Below are 23,642 nucleotides of genomic sequence, written 5' to 3' on the forward strand. Positions count from 1 at the left end.
ACCCTTCAAAAGCGATGTATCGAGGCATCTTCTCAAGAAGAAGCCTCTTCTTCGCCTGAAAATATTTATAGTGATTATAACATAAAAGTTTAGTCTAGGTCAATCAAGTTTTATACCGACATTAGCTTAATATTTACTTTATATTTACTTCACTCTTTTATAATTTCACGACCAACACATTTTTTAAAGGACTAACGATGAAAAAAACGATTTTACTCTCTCTTATCGCTTCCCTTTCCCTTTTTGCAGGAACGATCCAAATCGCTCAGATGCCTAAAGATTCGCCAAGACAAGACGCAACGTCTTCTAACGTTATTCTCTCGTACAACAATGCGATCAAAAACGTCAAACAAAGCGTCGTCAATATCGCAACGACCAAGAAAACCAAGCAGAGCGACCAGCTCAACGAACTGATGATGCTCAATCCGTTTTTTAAAGAATTTTTCGGAAACCGACTTCCCGAATTAAAACAGCAAGAGCGTAAATCGCACTCTTTAGGCTCAGGCGTCATTATCTCCGCGGACGGCTATATCGTTACCAACAACCACGTCGTCGAGGGTGCCGATGAAATCGTCGTGACGCTTCCGAACGACGAAAAAGAGTATAAAGCCAAAGTCATCGGAGAAGATTCAAAAACCGATCTTGCGGTCATTAAAATCGATGCCAAAAACCTACATGTAGCCTCATTTGGAGACTCTTCCAATCTGTTGGAAGGCGACGTTGTGTTCGCGATCGGAAATCCTTTCGGCGTGGGGGAGACCATTACGCAAGGCATCGTCTCCGCTCTCAATAAAAACAACGTCGGACTCAATCAATACGAAAACTTTATTCAAACCGACGCTTCGATCAATCCCGGTAATTCAGGCGGTGCTTTAGTCGATAGCCGCGGCGCGCTCATCGGTATCAACAGTGCCATTCTTTCTAAAGGAGGCGGTAACAACGGCGTAGGATTTGCCATCCCTTCCAATATGGTTCAAAAAATCGCTACTTCGTTGGTTGAAAACGGCAAAATCGAACGCGGTTTTATGGGCGTTTCCATCTCCGATTTAACGTCCGATCTGAAAGAACTGTACGACAATAAACAAGGTGCGCTCATCGTAATGGTCGAAAAAGATTCACCGGCGGAAAAAGGCGGCTTGCAGGTTTCCGACCTGATTATTGAAGTCGACGGCACGAAAATCAAAAATTCCAACGACTTGAAAAATACGATTGCCGCCATTGCACCCGAGAGTAGCGTCACGATTACATACGAACGCGACAAAAAAATTAAAACGGCAAAACTCAAACTCGCCAAAATGGATACTCAAAGCAGTAAAGCCGAGAGTAAAGGAGCGTCCAGTCCTATCGAAGGTCTCGATCTCACCGAAATCAATAACCAAACACGTATGCAGTACCAAATTCCCAAAGAGACTGAAGGTATTTTGGTTACCGACGTCCAAGAAGATTCTAAAGCGGAACTGATGGGCTTTAGAGAAGGCGATATTATCGTTCAAATCGAGCAAAAACGTATCGTAACGATGAAAGACTTGAACAATGCCTTGAAAGAGTATAAAAACCATAAAAAACGCGTCATCATCAACCGTCAAAATTACAGAGCCATTTTGGTTATGCCTTAAGGTTTTAGGAGGGAAACCCTCCTAAAATTGGCTATAATACCGTTGACATGTAAGGAGCATTATGACGAAAATATTGATGATCGAAGACGATTTGGAATTAGCCGAAATCTTAACGGAATATTTAGAACCTTTCGACATGTCCGTCACGGTCGCGGAAGATCCTTACATAGGACTCTCGACGCTAGATATGCATCCTTTCGATCTTTTGATTTTAGACCTCACGCTTCCGGGTATCGACGGGCTTGACGTGTGTAAAGAGATTCGCAAACGTCATACGATTCCTATCATCATCTCCTCCGCACGCACCGATATAACCGATAAAGTGACCGCTTTGGAAAACGGCGCGGACGATTATTTACCCAAACCTTACAATCCAAGAGAACTGCAAGCGCGTATCATGAGTCTATTACGACGCAATAAAGGCTTAACCCCTATCGATCAAAATGTACAAAAAACGAAAGATTTAGTCCTCAACGAAGAGCAACGCACCATTGTTTTTCACGGAAAAGCCCTTCCTTTAACGGCAGCCGAATACGGCATTTTGGGCTATCTCATCAAAAAAGAAGGCGGTGTCGTCTCACGCGAAGAGCTGATTTACAATATCGAAGCCATTAGCGAAGAAACGACCAACAAAAGCATCGACGTCATTATCGGACGTATTCGTCAGAAACTCGGAGAAAACCCTAAAGAGCCGACGTATATTCATGCCATTCGCGGTATAGGATACAAATTTTTACAATGACCAAGTCTTCTATTTTTTACAGCATTACCTTTATTTTTGCGATCAGCATCGTGAGTATTTTTCTCGCACTTCTTTTTTTATTGGAGTACGACAAACAAACTTACACCGAAAAACTCAATATCAAGTACTCTATCATCGCGCGTGCGACACTCTTTCACCTCAATAATTTTATTACCAACGAAGAGTTGAAAAAGCAGGTGCAAGGGTACCAAATGCGCGAAATTACGGATAAAGCGCAACAAGAGCATATTATCCAAAATGCGCAAGTGATTCAAAAAATCTCCGATCGAATCGGATCGAGTGCCATTTTGCGCTACGAAAACGACCACTACTTGCAAATCGAGACCAAATACTCGTCGTTACTGCTTAAAGACGAAGATTTTCAGCCCTACCGTTACGATTTGATTAAAACGATTTTCGGCGTTGTTTTTACGATTATTATCATCGCATATATTTTGACGATTCGTAAAATCAAACCTTTACGAAAACTCAAACGCCAAATGGATGCGTTTGCCAAAGGCAACCTTACGATCAACTGTAAAACCGACGGTGAAGACGAAATCTCCCAAGTCGCCAATGCGTTTCACAATGCGGTCGAACAAATCAACAAACTCAACCAATCCCGACAACTTTTTTTACGCAATATCATGCACGAACTCAAAACGCCCATCACGAAAGGGCGCATTAGTGCCGAAATGCTCGAAGAAGGCAAGCAGCGTACGCGTCTGATCGGCACGTTTGAAAAACTGGAACTTCTGATTAACGAATTTGCCTCGATTGAACAAATTACCTCCGGAGAGGGTCTCAAAAACGTCAAACCGTACCGTTTGGTCGATATGCTTGACGAAGCCATTGATCTTGCGATGATTTCTCCTACGCAAATCGAAATCGACGGTGAAGAAGAGATTATTTTAAACGTCGATTTTAGACTCTTTACGACGGCGATGAAAAACGTCATCGACAACGGCATCAAATACTCCATCGATCAAAAGGTACGTATCGTTGCGCGCAAAACGAAAATGGCGTTTATTAGCCAAGGCAAGCCGCTCAAATACGAGCTGGCACATTATTTAGAGCCGTTTGTGCAAGAAAACAATTCACACCACAGTTTCGGACTCGGTCTTTACATCGTGCATCATATTCTCAAAGCACACCGTTTGACGTTTACTTACGAACACAAAGACGGGTATAATTATTTCAATTTTGAAAAACTCGATACGCTCGAACCAAATTAATGTTACAATAGATTGCTTTCATCGCCCTCTTTCAAGACGGGTGTTCGCGATCATCTCTTTTGCGGCAAATGAAAGACAGTAAACAAAAACTCATTGACAAGGAGACGTTTTATGTCCGGAATCGCTTTTTCCAAGATCAATCTCGCCAATCTTATCGACCATCATATCGCCTTATTGGAGCGTTTCGGAATCAAAGACGAAGTTCCGTTTTCGCTGATTTTTTTCTCCCTTGAAGATCGCAAAGAGATGGATAGTTTAGAGATGTTTCAACGCATTCTTCGACGCACCGACGCGATTTTCAACCACAACAACCATTATGTCGTTATCTTGACGGGAACCGATTGGAACGGTGCGACCGAAGTGCTTTCGGGGATTCAGGAATTTTTAGATCAATCACCGCACGATAACGTCGTCACCTATCCGGAAGACGGAACCGATTCCAAGACGCTTTTGAGTAAGCTTCAAGAGATGGTGGAAGATAACTGCAATATCACGACCGAACTCTTACATGTATAAAAGCGGGCAAAATATTGCCCGCTTTGAAGCATGGCTATTCGTTACGAAGGGTATCTAAAACGTTAATTTGCGTCGCTTTATACGCGGGATAATACGAAGAAAGAGCCACGATAGCACTCGTTCCTAAGACGATCAAGAAAAAGTCGAGCGATGATAAATCAAGCGGTAAGCGTGCCGTACCGTAAACATCGGCAGGAAGAGAGATAATATCAAACGAGCCGAGTACCCATAAAACAATACCGCCTAAGAGCATACCAAAAAGCATTCCACCGCCGCCGATCACTAAGCCTAGGTAAAAAAACGTATTTTTGATCTCTTTTTTATAAGCTCCCAGCGAAAGCAAAAGAGCGATTTCTTTGCGTCGGTTCATAACCGTCATCAACAAAGAGCTGATAATATTCAAAGACGCAATGAGAATAATCAGCATTAAGACGATAAACAAAGCGCGTTTTTCCAATGCTAAGGCGGCAAAAAAATTGCCGTTCATCTGCCACCAACCGACAATTCCTAAATCCGCCGGTAAGGTTTTTCGAATCTTTTCAATATCGACGAGAGGATCGTCAGAATAGATGTGAATGCCGTCAAACGTTCCCTCTTGGTATTGCAAAATTTGCGCTAAAGAGTCCAACGTCGTGTACATGTAAGCTTTGTCGTACGCGATTAAGCCTGAATGAAACGAACCTTGATAGTTAAACCGTTTCATCTTCGGAATCAAACTCATACCGCCCGGATCGTTTTTCGTAAAAATTAACGTCGCTTTTTCATCGGCACTGAGTAAATGATGTTTTGCCAGTTCGCTTCCGGTAATCAAATCGTATTTTTCAAGCGTTTTTCCGCGCACTGCATCGGCAACGATACTGTTGATTTGAGCCTCTTGCTCGAAATAAACGCCGAAAAGTAGTCCGCCTTCTAAGCGGTCTCCTTTTTTCACGATCACTTGGGTGGAGATATACGGACTAAACTTCAGTGAAGGAAAATTCGCTTTCAGCGTTTCCAAATCGTTTTGCGTCACCGGAGAAAAGGTACGCGAATAGATCGAAAGCGGATAATTCATCGTAAAAAGTTTTTTTTCAAACTCTTTGTCAAAGCCGTTCATAATCGCCATAGCGACCATTAAAACCGTCAATCCGATCGCCACGCCGAAAAACGCTAAAAGCGAAATCACGGTAATGAACGGCTGCGATTTATCGAATCGCAAATATTTTTTAACGAGATAAAGACTCAGATTTCCTTGCACCGTTACCCTTTATGCTAAAAGCCCTTTTTTAGGACCGCTCTTACCGCAACATTGTTTGTATTTTTTACCGCTTCCGCACGGGCACGGTTCATTTCTAGGAATTTTTTTCTCTTTTTCGTCTTCTTCGTCTTCCGCATAAGGATTTTGGTGTTCTAAGGTCGTCGAAGTATTGCTCTCTTCCATACGACGGATCATCTCTTCCATCGCTTGACGTCGTTCGTCCTCTTCTTTTTGATCGCGAAGTTTAACGATATGAAGCGTTTTAAAACTTTCAAATTTGATTTGTTCGACCAATTCGATAAAGAGGTTGTAACTCTCTTTTTTATATTCGGTTAACGGGTCTTTTTGATTATAACCGCGAAGCCCGATACCTGTTTTTAAAATATCCATTTGGTATAAATGGGCACGCCACGCATTGTCTAAAACTTGAAGGTATAAAATACGCTCGATTTCCTTACGTTGCGTCGCATCGACGAGGGACATTTTTTCATCGTAACGTGCTTCCAATAACTCCGTCAATTTCGTGCGTAGTGCGTCAAAATCAAGCTCTTGAAACGATGCGGCTTCGAATGTCTCTCCAAGCTCGTCTCTCACAACGGCACAAAGACGTTCAAGATCGTATTGCGTCTCGGAAATACCTTCGTAAATTTCGGCTCTAAAGAGCAGATTGGTAACGAACTCGAGGCGAATTTCTTTGATTTTCTCTTCGATACCGAATGCGGGATTTAAAAGATCGTTTCTAAAATTGTAAATGGTTTTACGTTGTTTATTGGCAACGTCGTCGTATTCCAACAAGTGTTTGCGCGCTTCAAAGTGAAGGGCTTCAACTTTTTTCTGTGCGTTCTCAACCGCACGCGTTACCATTTTCGATTCGATATGCTCACCCTCTTCGATGCCGAGTCGCTCCATAATCGCTTTAATACGATCGCTTCCGAAAATACGTAAAAGATTGTCTTCCAAACTTAAATAAAAACGGCTCTTACCCACGTCACCCTGACGTCCAGAACGACCGCGAAGTTGGTTGTCGATACGGCGGCTTTCATGACGTTCCGTGCCGATAATATAAAGACCGCCCAAAGCTTTGACTTCATCGGTCAATTTGATGTCTACACCGCGTCCCGCCATATTCGTTGCGATCGTAACGGCACCTTTTAAGCCCGCATCTTTGATAATTTGTGCCTCTTTTTCATGGTTTTTCGCATTTAAAACCGAATGCGGCACTTTCTCTTTTTTCAGCAACGTATGTAACAATTCGCTTTTTTCGATGGATGCCGTACCCACCAAAACAGGTTGACCTTTTTCGTGGCACGCTTTAATGTCTTTAATGACCGCTTCGAATTTCTCGCGTTCGGTCTTATAAATCAAATCGTTCATATCTTCGCGACGCATCGGTAAATTTGTCGGAATAGAGATAACTTCTAAATTGTAAATTTGAGAAAATTCCGTTGCTTCGGTTTGTGCGGTTCCCGTCATACCCGCAAGCTTTTTATACAATCGAAAATAGTTTTGGAAAGTAATATCCGCCAACGTTTGCGACTCTTCTTTAATCATCACGCCCTCTTTGGCTTCCAAGGCTTGGTGCAGGCCTTCGGAAAATCGTCTGCCTTCGCTCAATCGACCCGTAAATTCGTCTACGATAACAATTTCACCTTCTCTGACGACATAGTGAACGTCCGCTTCAAAAAGATAGTGGGCTTTCAGTGCTTGATCGAGGTGGTGCGATAAAACGGCATTTTCCAAGCTGTACAAGTTGTCGACTTCAAACAATTTTTCGGCGTTGCTGATACCCTCTTCGCTCAAAATAATCGTTCGATTTTTTTCATCGACGCTAAAATCGCGCTCTTTAATCAATTTTCGCGCTACGCCGTCGGCAAGTTTATATCCTTCCAACGTTCGATTCGCAGGTCCGGAGATAATCAAAGGCGTTCTCGCTTCGTCGATTAAAATCGAGTCGACTTCGTCGACAATCACGAAATTATGCATGCGTTGTACTTTTTCGCCCGAAGAGTAGCGCATATTGTCGCGCAAGTAGTCAAAACCGAATTCGTTATTCGTGCCGTACGTAATGTCGGCGTCATATTGCGCCTTACGTTCGGTGTCGTTGGCAAGATCGTTGGTAACAACGCCTACGCTAAGCCCTAAAAAGTTATAAATTCGCGCCATATCCGCCGCATCGCGTTTCGCCAAATAATCGTTCACTGTCACGACATGTACGCCCTCGCCGCTCATTGCATTGAGTACGACCGGAAGCGTTGCAACCAACGTTTTACCCTCACCCGTTTTCATCTCGGCGATATTGCCGCCGTGCAAAACTAAACCGCCGACCATTTGTACGTCGAAATGGCGCATCGTCGTCGTACGTTTGCTGACTTCTCGCGTCATCGCAAAGACATCGTTCAAAACCTCGTCCAAAGATTTTAAACCGGCTTGAACATCCGCTTTCAAAGCGTTAAACGCCGCCTTAAGATCTTCATCGCTTAGCCTTTCATACGTCGGTTCTAAGGCATTGATTTTTTTGACGCGTCCCATTAACTCTTTCACGACGCGATCATTTTTCGTGCCGAAAATTTTACGAACGATACTACTGAGTGACATACGATTTTCCTCTAATTTTCTTTCTTTTTTCTGATCTGTTTTCATTAGAATTCAGGATTTTATCATACTTTTACTATCTCTTTGATAAAACTCCATAACGATATTGCACGACCAAGGGGTTTTTATGCGTTTGATTGGAATTTTGCTCTGCTTTACAACGCTTTTATGCGCAAAAATAGGTGATTTTAAAACGATTCAAAGCGATTTTATTCAAAAAGTGACTAACGATCAAAATAAAACGATTGCGTACGAAGGGACGTTTTATGCAACCAAAGAGCAAAAAGCGTTATGGGTTTATCAAAAACCCGTCGTAAAAAAAATCTATTTTAACCAAAACAAAGTGCTAATTGTCGAACCGGAGTTGGAACAAGTCATCATTACGACGTTGCAAAACACGCCCAATATCGCACAATTACTTCGCGAAGCCAAAGAAATCGCTCCGAACCGTTATGTGACCCGTTTTATGGACACGACGTATACGATTGTAGGTTCAAACGATACGATCGAGAAGATAAGCTACAAAGATAAATTGGAAAATAACGTCGAAATTCTCTTTTCCAATGCTTCGACCGATCTTTTTATCGACGACGAAATGTTTCGCCCCGATATTCCGAAAGGATACGATATCGTCCGTGAATAAGCGATATTAAAGAAGCTCCGGAGCCGTGGGTTTTGCAAAGAGATACCCTTGAAAATAACGGCATCCGAGTTCTTTTAACGCCTCAAACTGTTCTTGCGTTTCCACACCTTCGGCGATGACTTCGAGATGAAAATTTTGCCCCATAGAAAGAATCGTTTCCACGATCATCGCATCGCTTCGATTGTGAATAAAATCGCGAATAAACGATTGGTCGATTTTTAATTCGTCGACGTGAAAATTTTTGAGATACTGCAAACTCGAATATCCCGTTCCAAAATCATCGATCGACAATGAAACGCCGAGTGTTTTGAGCGCATTGATCTTCTTCAACGCTTTTTCACTGTCTCCGATCAAAAGGCTCTCCGTTAATTCCAAGCGAAGCCGTGAGGGGTCGATGCCGTTTTCTTTCAACATCGCTTCCAAAATAGCGATAAAATCTTCACGTTCAAACTGCTTGATACTCACATTAATCGAAATGCGCCATAGCGATTTTTCAGCGTCTTCTTTCCATCTCGCCGCTTGAGAAATCGCCTCTTTCATAACCCAATAACCTAAGGGTATAATCAATCCGGATTCTTCGCAAACAGGAATGAAATGTGCCGGCGAAATGATCTCTCCGTCTTTCGTCTGAAGTCTAACCAATGCCTCCACGCCGACGATACGGCGATTATGATCAAGTTGCGGCTGATAGAGCAAGAAAAACTGCTCGCTATCCAACGCATCGCGTAAATGTTGTAACATCAACGATTTTTCTTCCATGACATGTTGAATAAACGCATCGAAAAAACGAATCGTATCGCGACCGTCTCTTTTAGCCGCATACATGGCACTGTCCGCATGGCTTAATAAAGACTCTACGCTCTCTTTTTCACCGAAAAGTCCGATCCCGATACTAACCGTCACAAAGAAGGGATGATGATCGATCATAAACGGTTCTTTTGCCGCGATTAAAATCTTCATAGCTATCTCTTCGGCGCTGCGTGCGGTCGCCTCCAGATCGTCCGCAATATTCGGAAGCAAGACGGTAAACTCGTCGCCGCCGAAGCGCGCTAAAACATCATTGTCCCGCGTAAAACCTTTCAAACGCTCCGCCATTAACACCAAAAGCTTATCGCCCGTTGCGTGTCCTTTGAGATCGTTAATCGACTTAAAATTATCGATATCTAAAAATAACAACGCACCGTACATGTGAGAATTTTGGTGAGCTTGAATTGCAAGGCGAATATGTTCGCTTAGCATCGTTTTGTTAGCCAAATCGGTTAGCGGATCATAATACGAAAGCTTCATAATGCTCTCTTTTTGATGAAACGAGTTAATGGCAAAGCCGACGTCTCCCGCCAACTCTTCGATCATCGCGCGCTCTTCTTGACTAAAACCTTGCGGTATCGTCGTACAAATCGTTAACACACCCAAAACGTTACGCGCAAATTTATCACTTCTAAGTGCGGTAATATACGCTTCGCTCACACCGTAACGACGCATCATCGTTTGGCATGAAAAGCCCACGGCTTTATCGTTATGCGTTAAAATACGGTAACCCCCTTTATGAAAAACCTCTTCTTCGACGTCGGTAATATTAAAATCACTGTCAAGTCCCAAGGACTCTTTAACCGAAAGCTTCTCTTCGTCCCATAAAATGATTTTGACATGGGCAAACGAATCGTTTTCAAAAAGGCATTGTGCCGTTTGTTCTAATAATTCGCCAAGCGTCTGCGTCGTAATCAAGATTTGATTGCTATCGGCAACCGTACGCAAAACCGAATAAAGATGCTTTTGATGATCGTACGCTTTTTCCAGTTCATCGCTTTTTTGCATCAATTTTTGCGTCCGTTCTTTGACCAATGCTTCCAACTCTTTTTTCTGTTCCACTTCTCTTTTCGTCAACTCTTTAATCGCCAAAAACATTACAACCAATAAAAACAAAGTGACCGCTATGCTAAAGGCAACCTCTTCCCAAAAGAGCATAATCACGTCTCCAAAGAGAAGATTTTTAGGCATTTTTATACTGGTAAGCCCTCTCACATCTCCCAAAGAATAACCGTAGGCGTTGTCGTAACGCTGGGCGATATAGGGCAATACTTCCTCTTTCTTTCCGTGGCACGCCAAACAATACGTCTGAATTCGTAACGGCGACGAGAAAAAATAGAACGATTGTCCGTTTGTATCTTCTATTAATTCGAGCTTTTCGTCTTCTTCGGGGTGATTGTTGAAGTAGCGGATCATTTTCTCTTCAAGCGCATCAGCTTTGTTATCCGAATTGCGCGGTCTATCCGAAACATTACGAATCGTAATGCCTTGTTTAGAGCGTTGTTTAAAGAAATCACTGATATGCGTTGAAGCGTGCGCAGGTAAAAATCCAACCGTCGAGTCGTTTAAATCGATACCGCTTGAGAGAAACTGTTGATGATACACGTAACGCATCGAAATAAAATAGTCGTGGAGCGTTTTGGCTTTCGAATAAGCTCGAATCGCGGTCAACTCGTGCGCTTGTCGGTATAAATAACCGATAACGACGGCATTGGCAAGAAAAATAAAAAACGTTATTATCCAAAAAAGACGTTTGGTAAGACTCAATTGTTTCACTGCCGGCTCCTTTGACGAGGCACAAAACGTATTACAGTATAGCTTTCCTTAGCTTATGTCATAATTATAAAGTTTTTTTAAGAAACAAATACCCGACGATGCCCGAGCAAAAAGAACCGATGAGAATCGCCAGTTTATCGGCCTGAAAAAAAACAGTGCTATCGTTGTACGCTAACGTCGTCACAAATAAGCTCATCGTAAAACCGATTCCCGTCAAAACGGCGACACCGTAGAGTTGTTTAAAATTACTGCCTTCGGGCAATTTGGCCCATTTTAATTTCACGGCAATATAACTAAAGCAAAAAACACCGACTTGCTTGCCGAAGAAAAGCCCGAGTGCAATTCCAAGCGAAACATTCGAAACCAACGTTTGAACGGAAGCACCCTTAAGATCAACGCCGGCATTGACGAAAGCAAACAGAGGTAAAATCAAAAAGGCGACCCAATAATGTAAGTCGTGTTCCAACTCTTTGAGCATCGAAAAACGCTCTCCTTGAGCAGTGCGAGAGTAAAGCGGTATCGTAAAAGCTAACACGACGCCGGCAATGGTTGCATGAACGCCCGATTTTAAAACGGCAACCCACAAAACGATACCGACTAAAATATAAGCCGCTTTTTTCACGACGCCCAAACGGTTCATAGTCACTAAAAGCATAATAGCCCCTAAAGCAACCATCATCGACATAAATGAGAGTTTTGAGGTGTAAAAAAGTGCGATAATCACGACAGCTCCCAAATCGTCGATAATCGCAAGTGCCATTAAAAAGATTTTTAAAGAAGGTGGAACGCGAGACCCGAGCAAAGACAAAATGCCTAAAGCAAACGCAATATCCGTCGCGGTCGGAATCGCCCATCCGTTCATTGCAAAGCTATCTCCGTAATTAAAAAGCGTAAAAACGAACGCGGGAGTTAGCATTCCGCCTATCGCGGCAAACAAAGGTAAAGTAATTTGACTTCGAGAAGAGAGTTCTCCCTCTAAAATTTCACGTTTGATTTCCAAGCCGACTAAAAAAAAGAATACCGCCATCAATCCGTCGTTCACCCAAAGTAAAAGCGGTTTGGCTATGCCGAACGAGCCGAAACTGATCTGTAAAGGCGTTTCTAAAAAACGAGAGTAAAAGTCGGTTAAAACGCTATTTTGAAGCAAAAGTGCCGTTAAGGTAACCACAATCAAAAGAATACCCGAAGAGGACTCTTTTTTAATAAATTCTTCTATCGATGTTAACATAAAACCCCCTTTCGTTCGAGTTTTTATAGTAACGAAAAGAAGTAAATAGTTTGTAAATCGCTATTTTCCCAAGCAAAAGCGGCTAAACATTTTATCGAGAATTTCATCGCGTTCGAAAGCGGACGTAATCGAAGAAATCGCTTCGACGGCAGTGTTGATGTGAAATGCGAACAATTCAAGCTGGCCTTCTTTGAGGCAATCAAACGAAGCGACAACCTCTTTGTACGCCGTTTTAACCGCTTCGACTTGACGCGAAGAGGTCAACATAATACTATCTTCGTGTGCACATCGATCCAAAAGCGATTGAAGCGATTGAATCAAAAGATCGGTATCGCGATGAGCGGAGAGCATCAAACACCCTTCCTGTAAGAGTGAACGATCAAATAAAGTGGGTAAATCGCTTTTATTCAAGACATAAATCACGGATTTCGTTGCTTCGTACGTTTGAAGTAAGGTTAACATGTGAAGATCTTCCGAATCACATGTACGGCTATTGTCAAACATCGCAATGACGATTTCAGATTCTTCGATCGCCGCGATCGAACGTTCGATACCGATTTGTTCGATCGTATCGTGGGCTTGGCGAATTCCCGCCGTATCGACGATACGCACCAAGTGCGAACCGACACGAAGCTCCTCTTCGATCGTGTCACGCGTCGTACCGGCAATATCGCTGATAATGGCTCTGTCATAACTCAAAAGTGCATTCAGAAGAGAACTTTTACCGACGTTCGGCTTACCGACGATGGCTATTTTAAAGCCGCTCATCAGTCCTTTTCGACGTTCGCTACTCTCATAAGTACGGAGTAATTCTTCACTCAAAGCATCTAAACGCAGGCGAATTTTTTGCATCATATCCAGCGGTAAATCTTCTTCGGCATAGTCGATATTGACTTCGATAAAGGCCAACATTTCAACGAGTTGGTCTCTCACATGTTCGACAAAACCTTTGAGTTCGCCTTTGAGCTGACGCGTTAATATTTTTGCGGCATCCGCGCTTCGCGTTTCGATTAAAGCAGCTATCGCTTCGGCTTCGGACAAATCGATACGACCGTTTAAAAAAGCTCTTTTGGAAAATTCCCCCGGCTGTGCAAGGCGCACGCCTAAGCCTAAGAGCGCGTCAAGAACCATACTTGCGACAATCGAACCGCCGTGACATTGAAACTCGACGACGTCTTCACCCGTAAAACTGTGCGGTGCTTTAAAATAAAGAACGATCGCTTGATCAATCGGTGCACAAGTACTATCGTATAAAAACGATAAAGTCGCATGCCTTGGTATTAGCGTCGTTTGGCGAGAAAGTCGTAGGGCTACGCTTAGGGCATCCGCTCCGCTCACGCGAACAATCGCGATGGAGCCGATACCTGAACTCGTAGCTATCGCAGCTATCGTGTCTATGCGTTTTTCCTGTTAAAATCATTCACGACGATAAACTTACCGCCGTCTTTTCCCGATTTGATACCGACGTATTTTTCGGGAAATTCGGTGCGTAATGCTTCAAGCGCGATTTTAATCAAGACTCCGTCTAAAATCTTCGTTTGACCTTTTCCCGTATTACGAATACGCTCAATCACCGGTACTAAATACTTCTCAATCATCTCTTCTTGATTTTTCAAAAATTCCGCAATCTCAAGGCGAATATTAAGACCGTACTTTAAATTAATCCAATTGTACAACAAATACGAAAGCGCTTTATAGCGATACCCCTCTTTTCCGATTAAAAGAGCCGCGTCTTCACCGCTAAATTCGATTAAAATCGTCTCTTCGTCGTATTTTGAGACCAAGGGCGTATCCAGCGTAAAACATCCGTACTTAAAAAGATTTTTGATGTTTTGTCGCACTTCGTCTAAAATATCGTTAACTTCGCGTTTTTCCTGATGGAAATTTTGATCGATAACGCTAGACGCTATCGTATGACGCACTTCTCTTAACGGTTTAACTTGCTCAAATTTTGGCTCGTGCGCTACGGGCATCTCTTTTGCACTTAGCGGTTTCCGCTCGGGTCGCTCTTGTACGCCTTCTTTAAAGGGTTCTTTATTTTTCGTACGATGGCGTCTATTTTTAGAACGTTTTTGAAACTCTTTACGCTCGTCAAAACTTGCATCGCTAGGCGTTTCACCGCCTCTTTGATGCTCTGTAGGTTCTTTGACTTCACGCTCTTCTCGTTCTTTAAAATGAGGCTTATGTGCCCCTTTACGTTGAACTTCGATAATGGCTTTTTTCTTAAAAAGCCCCAAAAATCCGCCTGATCCGTTTTGGATAATGTTGATTTCTAAATCCACTACCGAACACGACAACTCGCCAGCGGCTTTTGAATAAGCCTCTTGAAGTGTTTCAGCTTCGACTCGTATCATTTCTCGACCTTTGGCTCTTCATGTTTTTTAGCAAAAATTCTATTAACGTAAAACTGTTGAACGATCGATGCAAGGTTATTGGTAAACCAATAAAGCGTTAAACCCGCAGGGAACGTGACAAAGAAAAACGTAAAGATAAGCGGTAAAAATTTCATAATTTTTTCTTGCATCGGATCGGTGAAACTCGTCGGCGTAATGCGTTGATGGACGAACATCGTAATACCCATCAAAATCGGAAGAATAAAATAAGGATCCATAACGGCAAGATCGTTAATCCATAAAATCCACTCTGCTCCTTTGAGTTCGATCGCATTTTGTAACACACGATACACGGCAAAGAAGACCGGAATTTGAAGAAGAATCGGCAAACATCCGCCCATCGGATTGGCACCGTGTTTTTTATACAACTCCATCATGTGCATATTCAATTTTTGCTTATCGTCACCGTATTTTTTCTGTAATTCTTTAATTTTCGGAGCAAGCTCTTTGAGCTTGTTCATTGAAACCATGCCTTTATAGGTTAAGGGATACAATACCAAACGTACGATAATCGTCATCGCAACGATAGCCCAACCCCAGTTACCGAAAATGCCGTGCAAGTAAGAGAGTAGCATAAAAAGCGGTTTTGCGATAAACGTAAAAAAGCCGTATTCAACGACATCGGTCAATCCCGGATGAATCGAATGAAGCAATTTGTGGTCTTTAGGACCGATATATCCGCCCAATTTAAAATCGGCTTCGCCTTGAACGAATAAAAGAGGATCTTTGTCTTTACCGATCGTTACGACGCTGTTAAGACCTTTATCGAGGCTGTAAAAAAACGTCGTATAGTATTTATCGGCCGCCGCTACGATTTTAGCCGCGCTAAAGTGTAAATCGCTTTTGGCGGAACCGTCGTCAATCGTTTGAATCGTATCGTCTGACTTTTTAATCAATGCACCGTGGAAAGTATAACTGTCGATCGCGACATGCGGACGAAAGCCCGGAGAGATAAAATACTCTTTCGGACTGGAAAGCATTACGTGAATATCGTAATTTCCGTTAGGATAAAACGTTAATGTCTTTGTGACGCTTAAACCGCTAAGTAGTTGCGTCAATACGACCGTAGCACCTTTTTCATCAACTTCTACCGTACTTTTGTCCGCGCTGTACGACATAGCAAAAGCATCGTCGTTAAGCGATTTATCTTTAAAACGAATTTCTAAAGGCAACAGGTTTTGAGAAGCGTCGATAAGCTGAAAACGCTCGCCTTTATCGTCTTTGTATTTCCCTTCTTGAAGGTACATTTTGGCAATGCGCCCTAAACGATCGATTTGAATTTCATAAGAAGCCGCTTTAATCGTCGCGATGACTTCCGTCGTAGACGTCGCATTGGTCGGAGCGGCCGTTACGTCTTGGCTATTCGTCGTTACGCTCGGTGCCGAGGTAACGACTTTTTGCTCAGCAGCAACAGAAGTATTGGCATCGGTCATCGGAGGATTTTTGGGGATAAAAAAGTGATCGTAGAGTGCAAAAAATAAAAAAGATAAAACGGTGGCGATAATAATACGCACCTGAGGAGTCAGTTTATCTGTCATTGAGATTCCCTTTATTTCAATGTTTTAAAAGCTTTTACGATGTAAAAACTTTGTGTGCCTTTTGGCACGAACCAATAAACAACACGTTGTGAGGAAATCCGTTTTACATGTACAAAAGAAGGAGCGGCAAACACTTTGCGAACGATAGGATAATCGATTCCGCCTACAAAAAGTTGATTGCATTTTAAAATGCGTATAACACTGTACCAAAGTGCTTTGAAAAAATTATTGTACAAAAGCTGTTCTTTCGCGTACTGCGAACATGTCGGATAATACCTACAACTTCCATAACTAAAAAGCGTCAAAAACTTTTGGTACATTTTTATAAGCCACAATGTCAAGGATTTCATTCTTTAACACAGTTCAACTTTTTCATAGACCATATTATCCCTTTTTTGAGTGCCTCGTAGGATAATTGGTGTATCTTCTCTTTTGCAACAAAAACATAAACACCGTCGTTCAACGTAGGTTGTATATCTAAAAAAATTGCCCGAAGCCTTCGTTTGGCTAAATTGCGTTTAATAGCATTACCGACTTTTTTACTCGCGGTAAATCCAACCCTTTTTGTCGTATCGTTCAAGTAAAAAACAAGGGCACCTTCGTAGTGCCATTTTTTCCCGTGATTGTAAATATATGAATACTCTCGTGTTTCCTTGAGAGTTTCATACGCCCTTAAGCGGCCAATCTTCTTCTTCCTTTAGCACGACGTGCTGCAATGACTTTACGTCCGCCTTTGGTTTTCATTCTCTCTCTAAAACCGTGTGTACGCTTTTTAGGGGTACTGTGAGGTTGATACGTTCTTTTCATCGAAAGTTTCCTTCTGTAAAAATAATTTAAGGTATGGATTTTACCTTAGCTTTACTTAAAAATTGCATAAGATTCGATTAAGAACTCCAAGATACGCAAGGTTCTAACGAAGTTCCAAGACCTCTTTTCGTAAAGCTTCTTTGTCAATTTTGACTTCACTCGGACTCGTTTGCGGCAACTTTTCTTTGTAAACGATAATCGAAGGAATCATATGATTGGGCAAATGTTTTTTCAACTCGAAAAGAATTTCATTTTTCGGAATTTCCCTTAGAGCACCGTAAACCATGACGATCTCTTCTTCCGTTTTTTCGTTTTCAATGGAAAAAACAGCACATTGTGCTACGCTCGGAAGTTTATCGTAAACGACGCTTTCAATCTCGTAAGGGCTAATACGAAAACCGCTGACTTTAATCATGTCGTCTTTACGAGAGACGAAATACAAATACCCCTCTTCGTCTCGATAAACGAAATCACCGCTGGCAACGACGATTTCATCGGTCAAATCGCCCTCAAGGTTTACGATATTTTTCAAAATATCGACGCTTTTATAACGTTTTTGCGTATCTTCTTTGGATTTCCAATACCCTTTATAGATATAACCGCCTCGGTGAATGAGCTCGCCGATTTCTCTAGGCGCACACTCCAAGCCTTGTTCGTTGATCACGTGAATTTCAACGCCCGGAATCGGTTTTCCGATGGAATTAGGACGAATCTTAAGTTGCGCGGGATCGAGGTAGGTCGAACGAAATGCTTCGGTAAGTCCGTGCATCGAATAAAACTTGGCCTTTTTAAAATGTACTTCGATGTCTTGAATCATCTTCGGCGTAATTTTACCGCCCGAAGAGGTTACGATACGTACGTTTTGCAATAACTTGGCATTGGGAATTCGGCTACTATCATCAAACATTTGGGTAATGTGCGGCGGCATTACCGGCAAAACGGTTACTTTATCGTTGATGAGATGGTTGAAAAAATCGGCCGGAAGAACCAAGGAATGAAGTGCTAACGTCGCATGATGGTAGATCGAAACGAAAAGTTGATTGAGACCGTAGTCTAAAATAAACGGCAACGTTCCCGAAATGACGTCTTCTTCTTTGAGTTCGAGGTAATTAGAAACGACGCGCGCACTGTCGATTAAGTTGCGATGGGTCATGACGATACCGCGCGGAAAACCCGTCAAACCGAAACTATACGTAATCGCCGCATTTTTATAATCGCCGATGTTACATGTATAAACATCGCTGCAACATTTGTAAATTTCTTCAAACGAAACGATGTCGCGTTCGCTTGCCTCGTAGGTCATAATTTTACCGTTATAGTCGATTGCATCGATGTTTTTGATCTTATTTTTATCGGTAACGATGCACGAAATCCCGCAATCTTTGATAATATGTTCGACTTGTTCGGCTTTCAAAAGACGCGAAATGGGTACGAAAATATGCTCGGTTGAAAGCACCGCCAAAACGGCGATAATCTGCTCATAACTTTTGTGCGAATAAATACCGATACGCGAACCGCTCGGTAATTCCAATTCGCTAAAATAGCGTGCGACTTGATTGACTTTTTTAGAAAGTTCGCCGTAGCTAAGTTTTTTAGCTCCGTCGATAACGGCGATTTTATCGGGGCAGACGAGAGCGGCTTTCTCTATTAATGCACGAATACAATTGATTGACATCTTAGCTCCTTGAAGCGGTATCGTTTTGCATGCCAAGCGTCCAAATGGCATACTCATAATCCATCACGATGTTGGGTATGGCGTGAAGTCCTAATACTTTTTTATAGAAAAACTGCATAATGCTCTCCACCTCTTCATACGAGAGCACTTTGGTGATACCGCCCGTTAATACGACGGTTTTGAGCTGCTCAAGATGTAGCGTCACGTACAACGGGTGCAAACGCGAGACTTTGTAAAGCACCAAGAAAATGGAGAGCTGCATTAGAATACGAAGCGCTTTTTCGCTCTCTTCTTCCAAGATATTTTCCGTTACGTTCAAATACGCCAAAAGCTCGTACACAAATTCGTTGTTTTTGGCGGCAAATATCAGCGTTTCACGTGATTTATAGACGCCCAGTTTTTTAAACACTAAACGATCAAATCCGCTTTCGCTGACGATATTGTCGCGCACCAAATCGCGGCTGTAATGAATATCGGTCGTTGCACCGCCGATATCCACGACGATGAACGGATTGACCACGTCAAAATTAGCGTCAATGAGCGGCAAAGAGCGATTGACGATGTAAGGCGTCGAATAGATTTGATTGGCCGTGATGGCATAGAGGTGTTTGATATCTTCCTTTCCGACGATATCGGCTTGGTACAGATTGGTCAAGTATTCTTTCAACTCGCCGCCGTTGACATGTAGCTTTTCGGTGATGATATTTCCGAGCACTTTGAGGTCTTGAATGTTCTCGCTCAAAAACATTGCGTCTTGTTTTGTGCCGACGTACACGATGTTGTTGTAACGAACATTGCGTAAAAAATCAAACAGCTTTTCGTCAAACACGTTTGCGATACCGTCAATCCCGCCGACGATAATCACGACGTCGATCAGTTCACCGGGTGCTTTGGCTTCGTCGATTTTATGGTACAAAATCGTATCGATGATGTTAATCCCCGAGTTAAACGCGATGTTTTTGGCGAATTTGAGGCTAAACGAATTGGTAAGACCGATAATGAGCGTGCTTAAACCGCCGTTAGCGGAAGAGCAAATATAAATGTCTTCTTTTGCGTAATTGGAAAAAATATCGCCGCATTTGTTCAGCAAATCATCAAAAATATCTTTATTAAAATCGCGAAAATATTGGTTGATGCCGCTTTGCTGGCACACTTTAAAATAGGTACTACCCACGTCGATCAGTAGTTTACTCATAGCATGGCTCCTATGTCGTGGATAATTTTGTTGATGACTTCCGTTTTGCTTTCGGGCAAATTGACTTTAGATTTTTCATACGCAAAACAGCGATCCGGCAATGGAAGCTTTCCTTTGTCGATGATGCGGATATTGCCTTGATCGTCGCGAATCGTAATGACGGCGTTGCGGTTGATGATGTGCGGCGAAAACGGCACGTCGATGAGTCCGCTTTTGATAGTGTTAAACACTTTCCGCCACAAGGTATCGGCAGGATCGTTCATAACCGCATCCATCAATGCCCGTACTTCCAATTCAAGATTTTCCTCTTCCTCGGCATCGCTAATCACGGGAAGTCCTTTGAGGGTACGAAGCGTATATTTGGTATTAGCGACCGATTGGGCGTTGCACTGCATGGTCGGAATGCCAAAGGCTTCGTCGCGCGTTTTGATGATGATTTTATCGGCTCTTACCATCGCGGCGATCACCGTGTTGGTATTGATCAGCTGGTCGGAGAGCTCTTTGTTGCGCGGGAACGCCCCCATCCATTGATGATACACCAAATTGATGATGGCGTCTTGGCTTCCGAACGTATCGGCGTATTCGCGTGCCAATTTTTTCAAGACGTTTGAGGTAATGACGTCTTGCATCATCGAACCGTTTTGCGAGAAACTGACCGAAAAAGATTTGACGCCCTCTTCCAATGATAGAAGCATCTCGATGAGCTGGATCACGATGACGATGCACGGCGGAACAAGCGTTGCCGTCAGAGGACCGAACGATTCACGGTTGATCGGCTCATTCAATTTTGAGTACAACGCACAGACTTTATCGACGTATTTCCAGTACAAGAAGGCTTTATCGAGCGGAAAATTTTTCGAGTAAGGCAACATGTACGTAATCGGTCCGCCCTCGATCTCAAAAATGCCCGACGCCAAAGCGGTTTCCACCAAAAGCCTCGCATCGGGCGTTCCGTGACGAAGACTAACGGGTTTGTTAAAGTGCGTGATCATCTTTCTGGTCGTTCGATAGCCGTGATTGACGAGCGGATAGCCGTTGAGCATATCCATCTCGTTCTCTTCGGAGAGGCGAAGCATCTTTTGCGCCATTGCGTAATCGTTGAGGCGCGTATTGCTGTCCACCGTTAAAGGCAGAACGTCGATGTCCGCGCCCATAAACGTTTCGTAGAGTTCAAACATCTTTTTATAGGTCGGGAAACCGCCGCGCGGCTGAACCAAAAGGCGGTCGCGTTTTTTAAAATGATGCGTGATGAAAAGCTCTTTAGGAGCATTCGCGATAAAGTTTTCGATTTCGGCGAAATCAAAGGTGTCGGCGTATTCGTTGCGCGTGATAACGTCGCGCTCTTTTTGCAACAGACTCATGCACGCTCCTTGACGTATCGCTCTAGCTCGTCTAAGCCGGTATTGAGATCGACTTGGTGAAACACGAGATCGAACCCGTAAGATCGGTATTTGGGGATAATATCGTCTTGTTTGGCTTCGCCCACGGCTAAATTGCCGCCGATGACAAAGATAACGTCTTCGCGCAAGTTATACTCGGAGCGCAAAAACTGCAAATCTCTACACCACCCTTCCGCTTCGCCGTTGAGCGACGAGATCAACAAAATGTCGGCATCGGTTTCGACTACCGCGTCGATAAACTCTTCCAAAGAGGTATTCACGCCCAGATTGAACACCTCAAACCCTCTTGCTTGTAACGATATATCGATAAGTCGGTTGGCGACCACGTGAATATCGTTGCCGACTACGCCCGTGACAACTTTCATTCTTTTAGCCTAAATTTTGAATAATTTTGTATTTTATCTTAACCTTATTAAAGTATAATTAACACAAATTTTTCGAAAAAGTTTTAGCATGTATCGTATTTTACTCGCGTGTAGCATTTTTCTAGCGGCTTTCGGCACTAACGTATCGGCATGCGGAGGCAGTTGCTTGGAGTGTCATCCCAAACTGCAACCTTATATCGACGATTCCAACCATTTCGTATTAAAAGAGTGCATTACATGTCACAACAAACCCTCCGAAAAAGGGCAATGCGGAAAAGACTGCTTTGATTGCCATTCGCGTGAAAACGTTTATGCGCAAAAAGACGTCGGGGCACATCAAGAACTCAAACTCTGCGGTTCTTGCCATGAAGAAAAAGTCGATTTTACCGTACCGAAGCGTTCACCCATGTCCACTCAAGACAACCTAATACGCCTTTTCAAATAACAAGGAGCTCTTATGAAATTTTACACCGCAGACCTTTGCGATGCCTATCCTAACAGCGTTCGCGTTCTCGATCCTCTTTTTAAATCCTACGGCGGACGCAAACGCATCTTTGGCGCTATCGTTACCGTTCAACTCTTTGGCAATAACAAAACGTTAGTCGAACTGCTCAAAAGCGAAGGTGCCGGACGCATAGCCGTCGTCGACGTCCATGGCGCATACACGGCCGTCGTCGGCGATAATTTGATGAAATTCGCGTATGAAAATCACTGGGCGGGAATCGTGATCAACGGTTACGTCCGCGATACTAAAAATACAAAAGAGATCGACGTAGGGCTTTTTGCATTGGGAACGTGTCCGAAAAAGACGATGGAACCTCAAGAAGGAAGCTTACATGTAAGCTTCTCATTCGGCGGCGTAACGTTCAACGAAGGCGACTATCTTTACGCCGATCGCGACGGAATCATCCTAAGTGCTACGCCGTTAGAGCCTTCCCTAGACATGCCATCATAAGGCGTTTCCACTCCAAATCGAAGTGTTTTGCGATAAACGCTTCGGTATGGGGAACCGTGCACAAAGAGCAATCCAAATGCGCAACGTTTTCAAAAACCGCGTAACGACCCTTGCGTGAAGCGATCGCACAAGTGCTTTTATACCTTATCCCTTCGCGGCACGCAATCCCCTCATCGTTAAACCGAAAATGCGGGCAAGCACACAAATAGCAATTCAGTTTCTCCATCGCGTGACACTTTTGGCAATCGGCATACAAAGGGCAAAAATCCGGCTCGTTCAAGCGCATCTTTTCAAACGTAAAGTAGTCGATGATCGCTTCTTTGGACATCTTTTGCGTCAAAAGTTTAACGATAATTGCGTGATGTTTGTTAGCATGCGCTTCAAACCAATGCAAATAGCTCATAATTTGTCGTTTCCTTGAAAAAAAGACCGTTATATTGAGAATTTTATAGTAAAATTCGCTCAAAGGAATAAGGTTATGAAAAAATACGCGATTATTGTAGCACTTCTCACGTCGCTTTTCGCCAATGACGTCACCGACGACGATAATTTCAAAGAGGAAGATATTCCTAAAATTTTATCGATTATCAAAGACGGCACCAAAGAGCATATTCCGATGCTTCTCGACGACTATACCACGCTCGTGGACGTCGTGAGTTTTCAAAACGCGATCGAGTACCGTAACCGCATCAATTCACATAACGAAATGATTCAAACCATCCTGAAAACCGACAAAGGTACGCTCATCAAAACGACGTTTGAGAACAATCGAAGCTATTTGTGTAGCGATGAAGAGATCAAGCAGTTGTTAAAACACGGTGCCGTTTTCGTTTACGTTTTTTACGATCTAAACAACACCGAATTGTTTAAATTTTCCGTTCAATACAAAGATTGCCAACCCTAAAAAAAGTTACATGTAAGG

23 protein-coding genes are annotated in these 23,642 nt (G+C 43.0%); 8 read left to right on the forward strand and 15 right to left on the reverse strand.

Features of this window, described 5'->3' with window-relative positions; genetic code table 11:
- Positions 1–197: 197 nt before the first annotated feature.
- From OA34_RS04040 to OA34_RS04055, 4 genes are all read left to right on the forward strand, one after another.
- Entirely contained in the window at positions 198–1,616 is a 1,419-nt protein-coding gene (locus OA34_RS04040; protein WP_039672702.1) for a Do family serine endopeptidase, read from the forward strand.
- A gap of 61 nt (positions 1,617–1,677) precedes the next feature.
- Positions 1,678–2,358, forward strand: a complete 681-nt coding sequence (locus OA34_RS04045) for a response regulator transcription factor (RefSeq protein ID WP_039672703.1) — start codon at positions 1,678–1,680, stop codon at positions 2,356–2,358.
- Complete coding sequence (locus OA34_RS04050; RefSeq protein ID WP_039672705.1) at positions 2,355–3,593, forward strand: ArsS family sensor histidine kinase; 1,239 nt, start codon at positions 2,355–2,357, stop codon at positions 3,591–3,593. Before OA34_RS04045 ends, OA34_RS04050 begins: the two co-directional genes overlap by 4 nt.
- A gap of 111 nt (positions 3,594–3,704) precedes the next feature.
- Positions 3,705–4,109, forward strand: coding sequence for a hypothetical protein (locus OA34_RS04055; protein ID WP_039672706.1), 405 nt, complete (start codon positions 3,705–3,707; stop codon positions 4,107–4,109).
- Positions 4,110–4,143: 34 nt separating this feature from the next.
- Here the strand turns inward: OA34_RS04055 and OA34_RS04060 are convergent, their stop codons facing one another.
- Together OA34_RS04060 and secA are read right to left on the reverse strand one after the other, a co-directional pair.
- On the reverse strand, positions 4,144–5,346 hold the full coding sequence (locus OA34_RS04060) for an ABC transporter permease (protein ID WP_039672708.1): 1,203 nt from the start codon (positions 5,344–5,346) through the stop codon (positions 4,144–4,146).
- A gap of 9 nt (positions 5,347–5,355) precedes the next feature.
- Positions 5,356–7,941 carry a preprotein translocase subunit SecA gene (gene secA / locus OA34_RS04065; protein ID WP_039673256.1) on the reverse strand — a complete coding sequence of 862 codons (2,586 nt, stop codon included), beginning with the start codon at positions 7,939–7,941 and terminating at the stop codon, positions 5,356–5,358.
- 124 nt (positions 7,942–8,065) lie between these two features.
- Here secA and lolA point away from each other — a divergent pair, with 124 nt between their 5' ends.
- Positions 8,066–8,581 carry a LolA-like outer membrane lipoprotein chaperone gene (gene lolA / locus OA34_RS04070; protein WP_041963378.1) on the forward strand — a complete coding sequence of 172 codons (516 nt, stop codon included), beginning with the start codon at positions 8,066–8,068 and terminating at the stop codon, positions 8,579–8,581.
- A gap of 6 nt (positions 8,582–8,587) precedes the next feature.
- Here lolA and OA34_RS13505 read toward each other — a convergent pair whose 3' ends face one another.
- The 12 genes from OA34_RS13505 to glmS form a co-directional block, all read right to left on the reverse strand.
- Complete coding sequence (locus OA34_RS13505) at positions 8,588–11,164, reverse strand: EAL domain-containing protein (protein ID WP_286682834.1); 2,577 nt, start codon at positions 11,162–11,164, stop codon at positions 8,588–8,590.
- Positions 11,165–11,228: 64 nt separating this feature from the next.
- Positions 11,229–12,392 (reverse strand): Na+/H+ antiporter NhaA, encoded by a 1,164-nt coding sequence (gene nhaA, locus OA34_RS04080; protein ID WP_039672710.1) that lies wholly within the window; start codon positions 12,390–12,392, stop codon positions 11,229–11,231.
- A 60-nt stretch (positions 12,393–12,452) separates the two neighbouring features.
- Positions 12,453–13,790, reverse strand: coding sequence for a tRNA uridine-5-carboxymethylaminomethyl(34) synthesis GTPase MnmE (gene mnmE / locus OA34_RS04085; protein ID WP_039672712.1), 1,338 nt, complete (start codon positions 13,788–13,790; stop codon positions 12,453–12,455).
- Positions 13,787–14,746, reverse strand: coding sequence for a Jag N-terminal domain-containing protein (locus OA34_RS04090; protein ID WP_442765122.1), 960 nt, complete (start codon positions 14,744–14,746; stop codon positions 13,787–13,789). The genes mnmE and OA34_RS04090 overlap by 4 nt, the downstream gene beginning before the upstream one ends.
- Complete coding sequence (yidC, locus tag OA34_RS04095) at positions 14,743–16,329, reverse strand: membrane protein insertase YidC (protein WP_286682874.1); 1,587 nt, start codon at positions 16,327–16,329, stop codon at positions 14,743–14,745. The genes OA34_RS04090 and yidC overlap by 4 nt, the downstream gene beginning before the upstream one ends.
- Before the next feature lie 5 nt (positions 16,330–16,334).
- Positions 16,335–16,673, reverse strand: a complete 339-nt coding sequence (gene yidD, locus OA34_RS04100) for a membrane protein insertion efficiency factor YidD (RefSeq protein ID WP_039672716.1) — start codon at positions 16,671–16,673, stop codon at positions 16,335–16,337.
- Positions 16,670–17,008: a ribonuclease P protein component gene (gene rnpA / locus OA34_RS04105; RefSeq protein ID WP_060825722.1), complete on the reverse strand. Its 339-nt coding sequence runs from the start codon at positions 17,006–17,008 to the stop codon at positions 16,670–16,672. Before rnpA ends, yidD begins: the two co-directional genes overlap by 4 nt.
- On the reverse strand, positions 16,996–17,130 hold the full coding sequence (gene rpmH / locus OA34_RS04110) for a 50S ribosomal protein L34 (protein ID WP_039672720.1): 135 nt from the start codon (positions 17,128–17,130) through the stop codon (positions 16,996–16,998). Before rpmH ends, rnpA begins: the two co-directional genes overlap by 13 nt.
- Positions 17,131–17,233: 103 nt before the next feature.
- Positions 17,234–18,805 (reverse strand): AMP-binding protein, encoded by a 1,572-nt coding sequence (locus OA34_RS04115; RefSeq protein WP_039672722.1) that lies wholly within the window; start codon positions 18,803–18,805, stop codon positions 17,234–17,236.
- A gap of 1 nt (position 18,806) precedes the next feature.
- On the reverse strand, positions 18,807–20,000 hold the full coding sequence (locus OA34_RS04120; protein ID WP_039672724.1) for a glutamate mutase L: 1,194 nt from the start codon (positions 19,998–20,000) through the stop codon (positions 18,807–18,809).
- Positions 19,997–21,361, reverse strand: coding sequence for a methylaspartate mutase (locus OA34_RS04125; protein ID WP_039672726.1), 1,365 nt, complete (start codon positions 21,359–21,361; stop codon positions 19,997–19,999). Before OA34_RS04125 ends, OA34_RS04120 begins: the two co-directional genes overlap by 4 nt.
- Entirely contained in the window at positions 21,358–21,765 is a 408-nt protein-coding gene (gene glmS, locus OA34_RS04130) for a methylaspartate mutase subunit S (RefSeq protein ID WP_039672727.1), read from the reverse strand. The genes OA34_RS04125 and glmS overlap by 4 nt, the downstream gene beginning before the upstream one ends.
- A gap of 88 nt (positions 21,766–21,853) precedes the next feature.
- On the opposite strand from glmS, the gene OA34_RS04135 reads away from it, so the two are divergent.
- Together OA34_RS04135 and rraA are read left to right on the forward strand one after the other, a co-directional pair.
- Positions 21,854–22,210, forward strand: a complete 357-nt coding sequence (locus OA34_RS04135) for a hypothetical protein (protein ID WP_039672729.1) — start codon at positions 21,854–21,856, stop codon at positions 22,208–22,210.
- Positions 22,211–22,222: 12 nt separating this feature from the next.
- A complete protein-coding gene (rraA, locus tag OA34_RS04140) occupies positions 22,223–22,720 on the forward strand; it encodes a ribonuclease E activity regulator RraA (RefSeq protein WP_039672731.1) in 498 nt (165 codons plus the stop codon).
- Here the strand turns inward: rraA and OA34_RS04145 are convergent.
- Entirely contained in the window at positions 22,683–23,123 is a 441-nt protein-coding gene (locus tag OA34_RS04145) for a hypothetical protein (protein ID WP_039672733.1), read from the reverse strand. The genes rraA and OA34_RS04145 overlap by 38 nt on opposite strands.
- Before the next feature lie 75 nt (positions 23,124–23,198).
- Between OA34_RS04145 and OA34_RS04150 the strand changes: the two genes are divergently transcribed.
- A complete protein-coding gene (locus tag OA34_RS04150; protein ID WP_039672735.1) occupies positions 23,199–23,624 on the forward strand; it encodes a hypothetical protein in 426 nt (141 codons plus the stop codon).
- Positions 23,625–23,642 lie beyond the last annotated feature (18 nt).

It is taken from the genome of Sulfurospirillum sp. MES (assembly GCF_000789415.1).
Classification (GTDB): Bacteria; Campylobacterota; Campylobacteria; order Campylobacterales; family Sulfurospirillaceae; genus Sulfurospirillum; species Sulfurospirillum cavolei.

Excerpts from the sequence above, each read along its gene's own strand:
- OA34_RS04115 (WP_039672722.1), bottom strand. The coding sequence starts at position 18,805 with ATGTCAATCAATTGTATTCGTGCATTAATAGAGAAAGCCGCTCTCGTC.
- glmS (WP_039672727.1), bottom strand. The coding sequence starts at position 21,765 with ATGAAAGTTGTCACGGGCGTAGTCGGCAACGATATTCACGTGGTCGCC.
- OA34_RS04120 (WP_039672724.1), bottom strand. The coding sequence starts at position 20,000 with ATGAGTAAACTACTGATCGACGTGGGTAGTACCTATTTTAAAGTGTGC.
- OA34_RS04125 (WP_039672726.1), bottom strand. The coding sequence starts at position 21,361 with ATGAGTCTGTTGCAAAAAGAGCGCGACGTTATCACGCGCAACGAATAC.
- rpmH (WP_039672720.1), bottom strand. The coding sequence starts at position 17,130 with ATGAAAAGAACGTATCAACCTCACAGTACCCCTAAAAAGCGTACACAC.
- OA34_RS04050 (WP_039672705.1), top strand. The coding sequence starts at position 2,355 with ATGACCAAGTCTTCTATTTTTTACAGCATTACCTTTATTTTTGCGATC.
- OA34_RS04045 (WP_039672703.1), top strand. The coding sequence starts at position 1,678 with ATGACGAAAATATTGATGATCGAAGACGATTTGGAATTAGCCGAAATC.
- rraA (WP_039672731.1), top strand. The coding sequence starts at position 22,223 with ATGAAATTTTACACCGCAGACCTTTGCGATGCCTATCCTAACAGCGTT.
- lolA (WP_041963378.1), top strand. The coding sequence starts at position 8,066 with ATGCGTTTGATTGGAATTTTGCTCTGCTTTACAACGCTTTTATGCGCA.
- OA34_RS04055 (WP_039672706.1), top strand. The coding sequence starts at position 3,705 with ATGTCCGGAATCGCTTTTTCCAAGATCAATCTCGCCAATCTTATCGAC.
- OA34_RS04150 (WP_039672735.1), top strand. The coding sequence starts at position 23,199 with ATGAAAAAATACGCGATTATTGTAGCACTTCTCACGTCGCTTTTCGCC.
- OA34_RS04145 (WP_039672733.1), bottom strand. The coding sequence starts at position 23,123 with ATGAGCTATTTGCATTGGTTTGAAGCGCATGCTAACAAACATCACGCA.
- secA (WP_039673256.1), bottom strand. The coding sequence starts at position 7,941 with ATGTCACTCAGTAGTATCGTTCGTAAAATTTTCGGCACGAAAAATGAT.
- OA34_RS04090 (WP_442765122.1), bottom strand. The coding sequence starts at position 14,746 with ATGATACGAGTCGAAGCTGAAACACTTCAAGAGGCTTATTCAAAAGCC.
- OA34_RS04040 (WP_039672702.1), top strand. The coding sequence starts at position 198 with ATGAAAAAAACGATTTTACTCTCTCTTATCGCTTCCCTTTCCCTTTTT.
- nhaA (WP_039672710.1), bottom strand. The coding sequence starts at position 12,392 with ATGTTAACATCGATAGAAGAATTTATTAAAAAAGAGTCCTCTTCGGGT.
- yidD (WP_039672716.1), bottom strand. The coding sequence starts at position 16,673 with ATGAAATCCTTGACATTGTGGCTTATAAAAATGTACCAAAAGTTTTTG.
- OA34_RS04135 (WP_039672729.1), top strand. The coding sequence starts at position 21,854 with ATGTATCGTATTTTACTCGCGTGTAGCATTTTTCTAGCGGCTTTCGGC.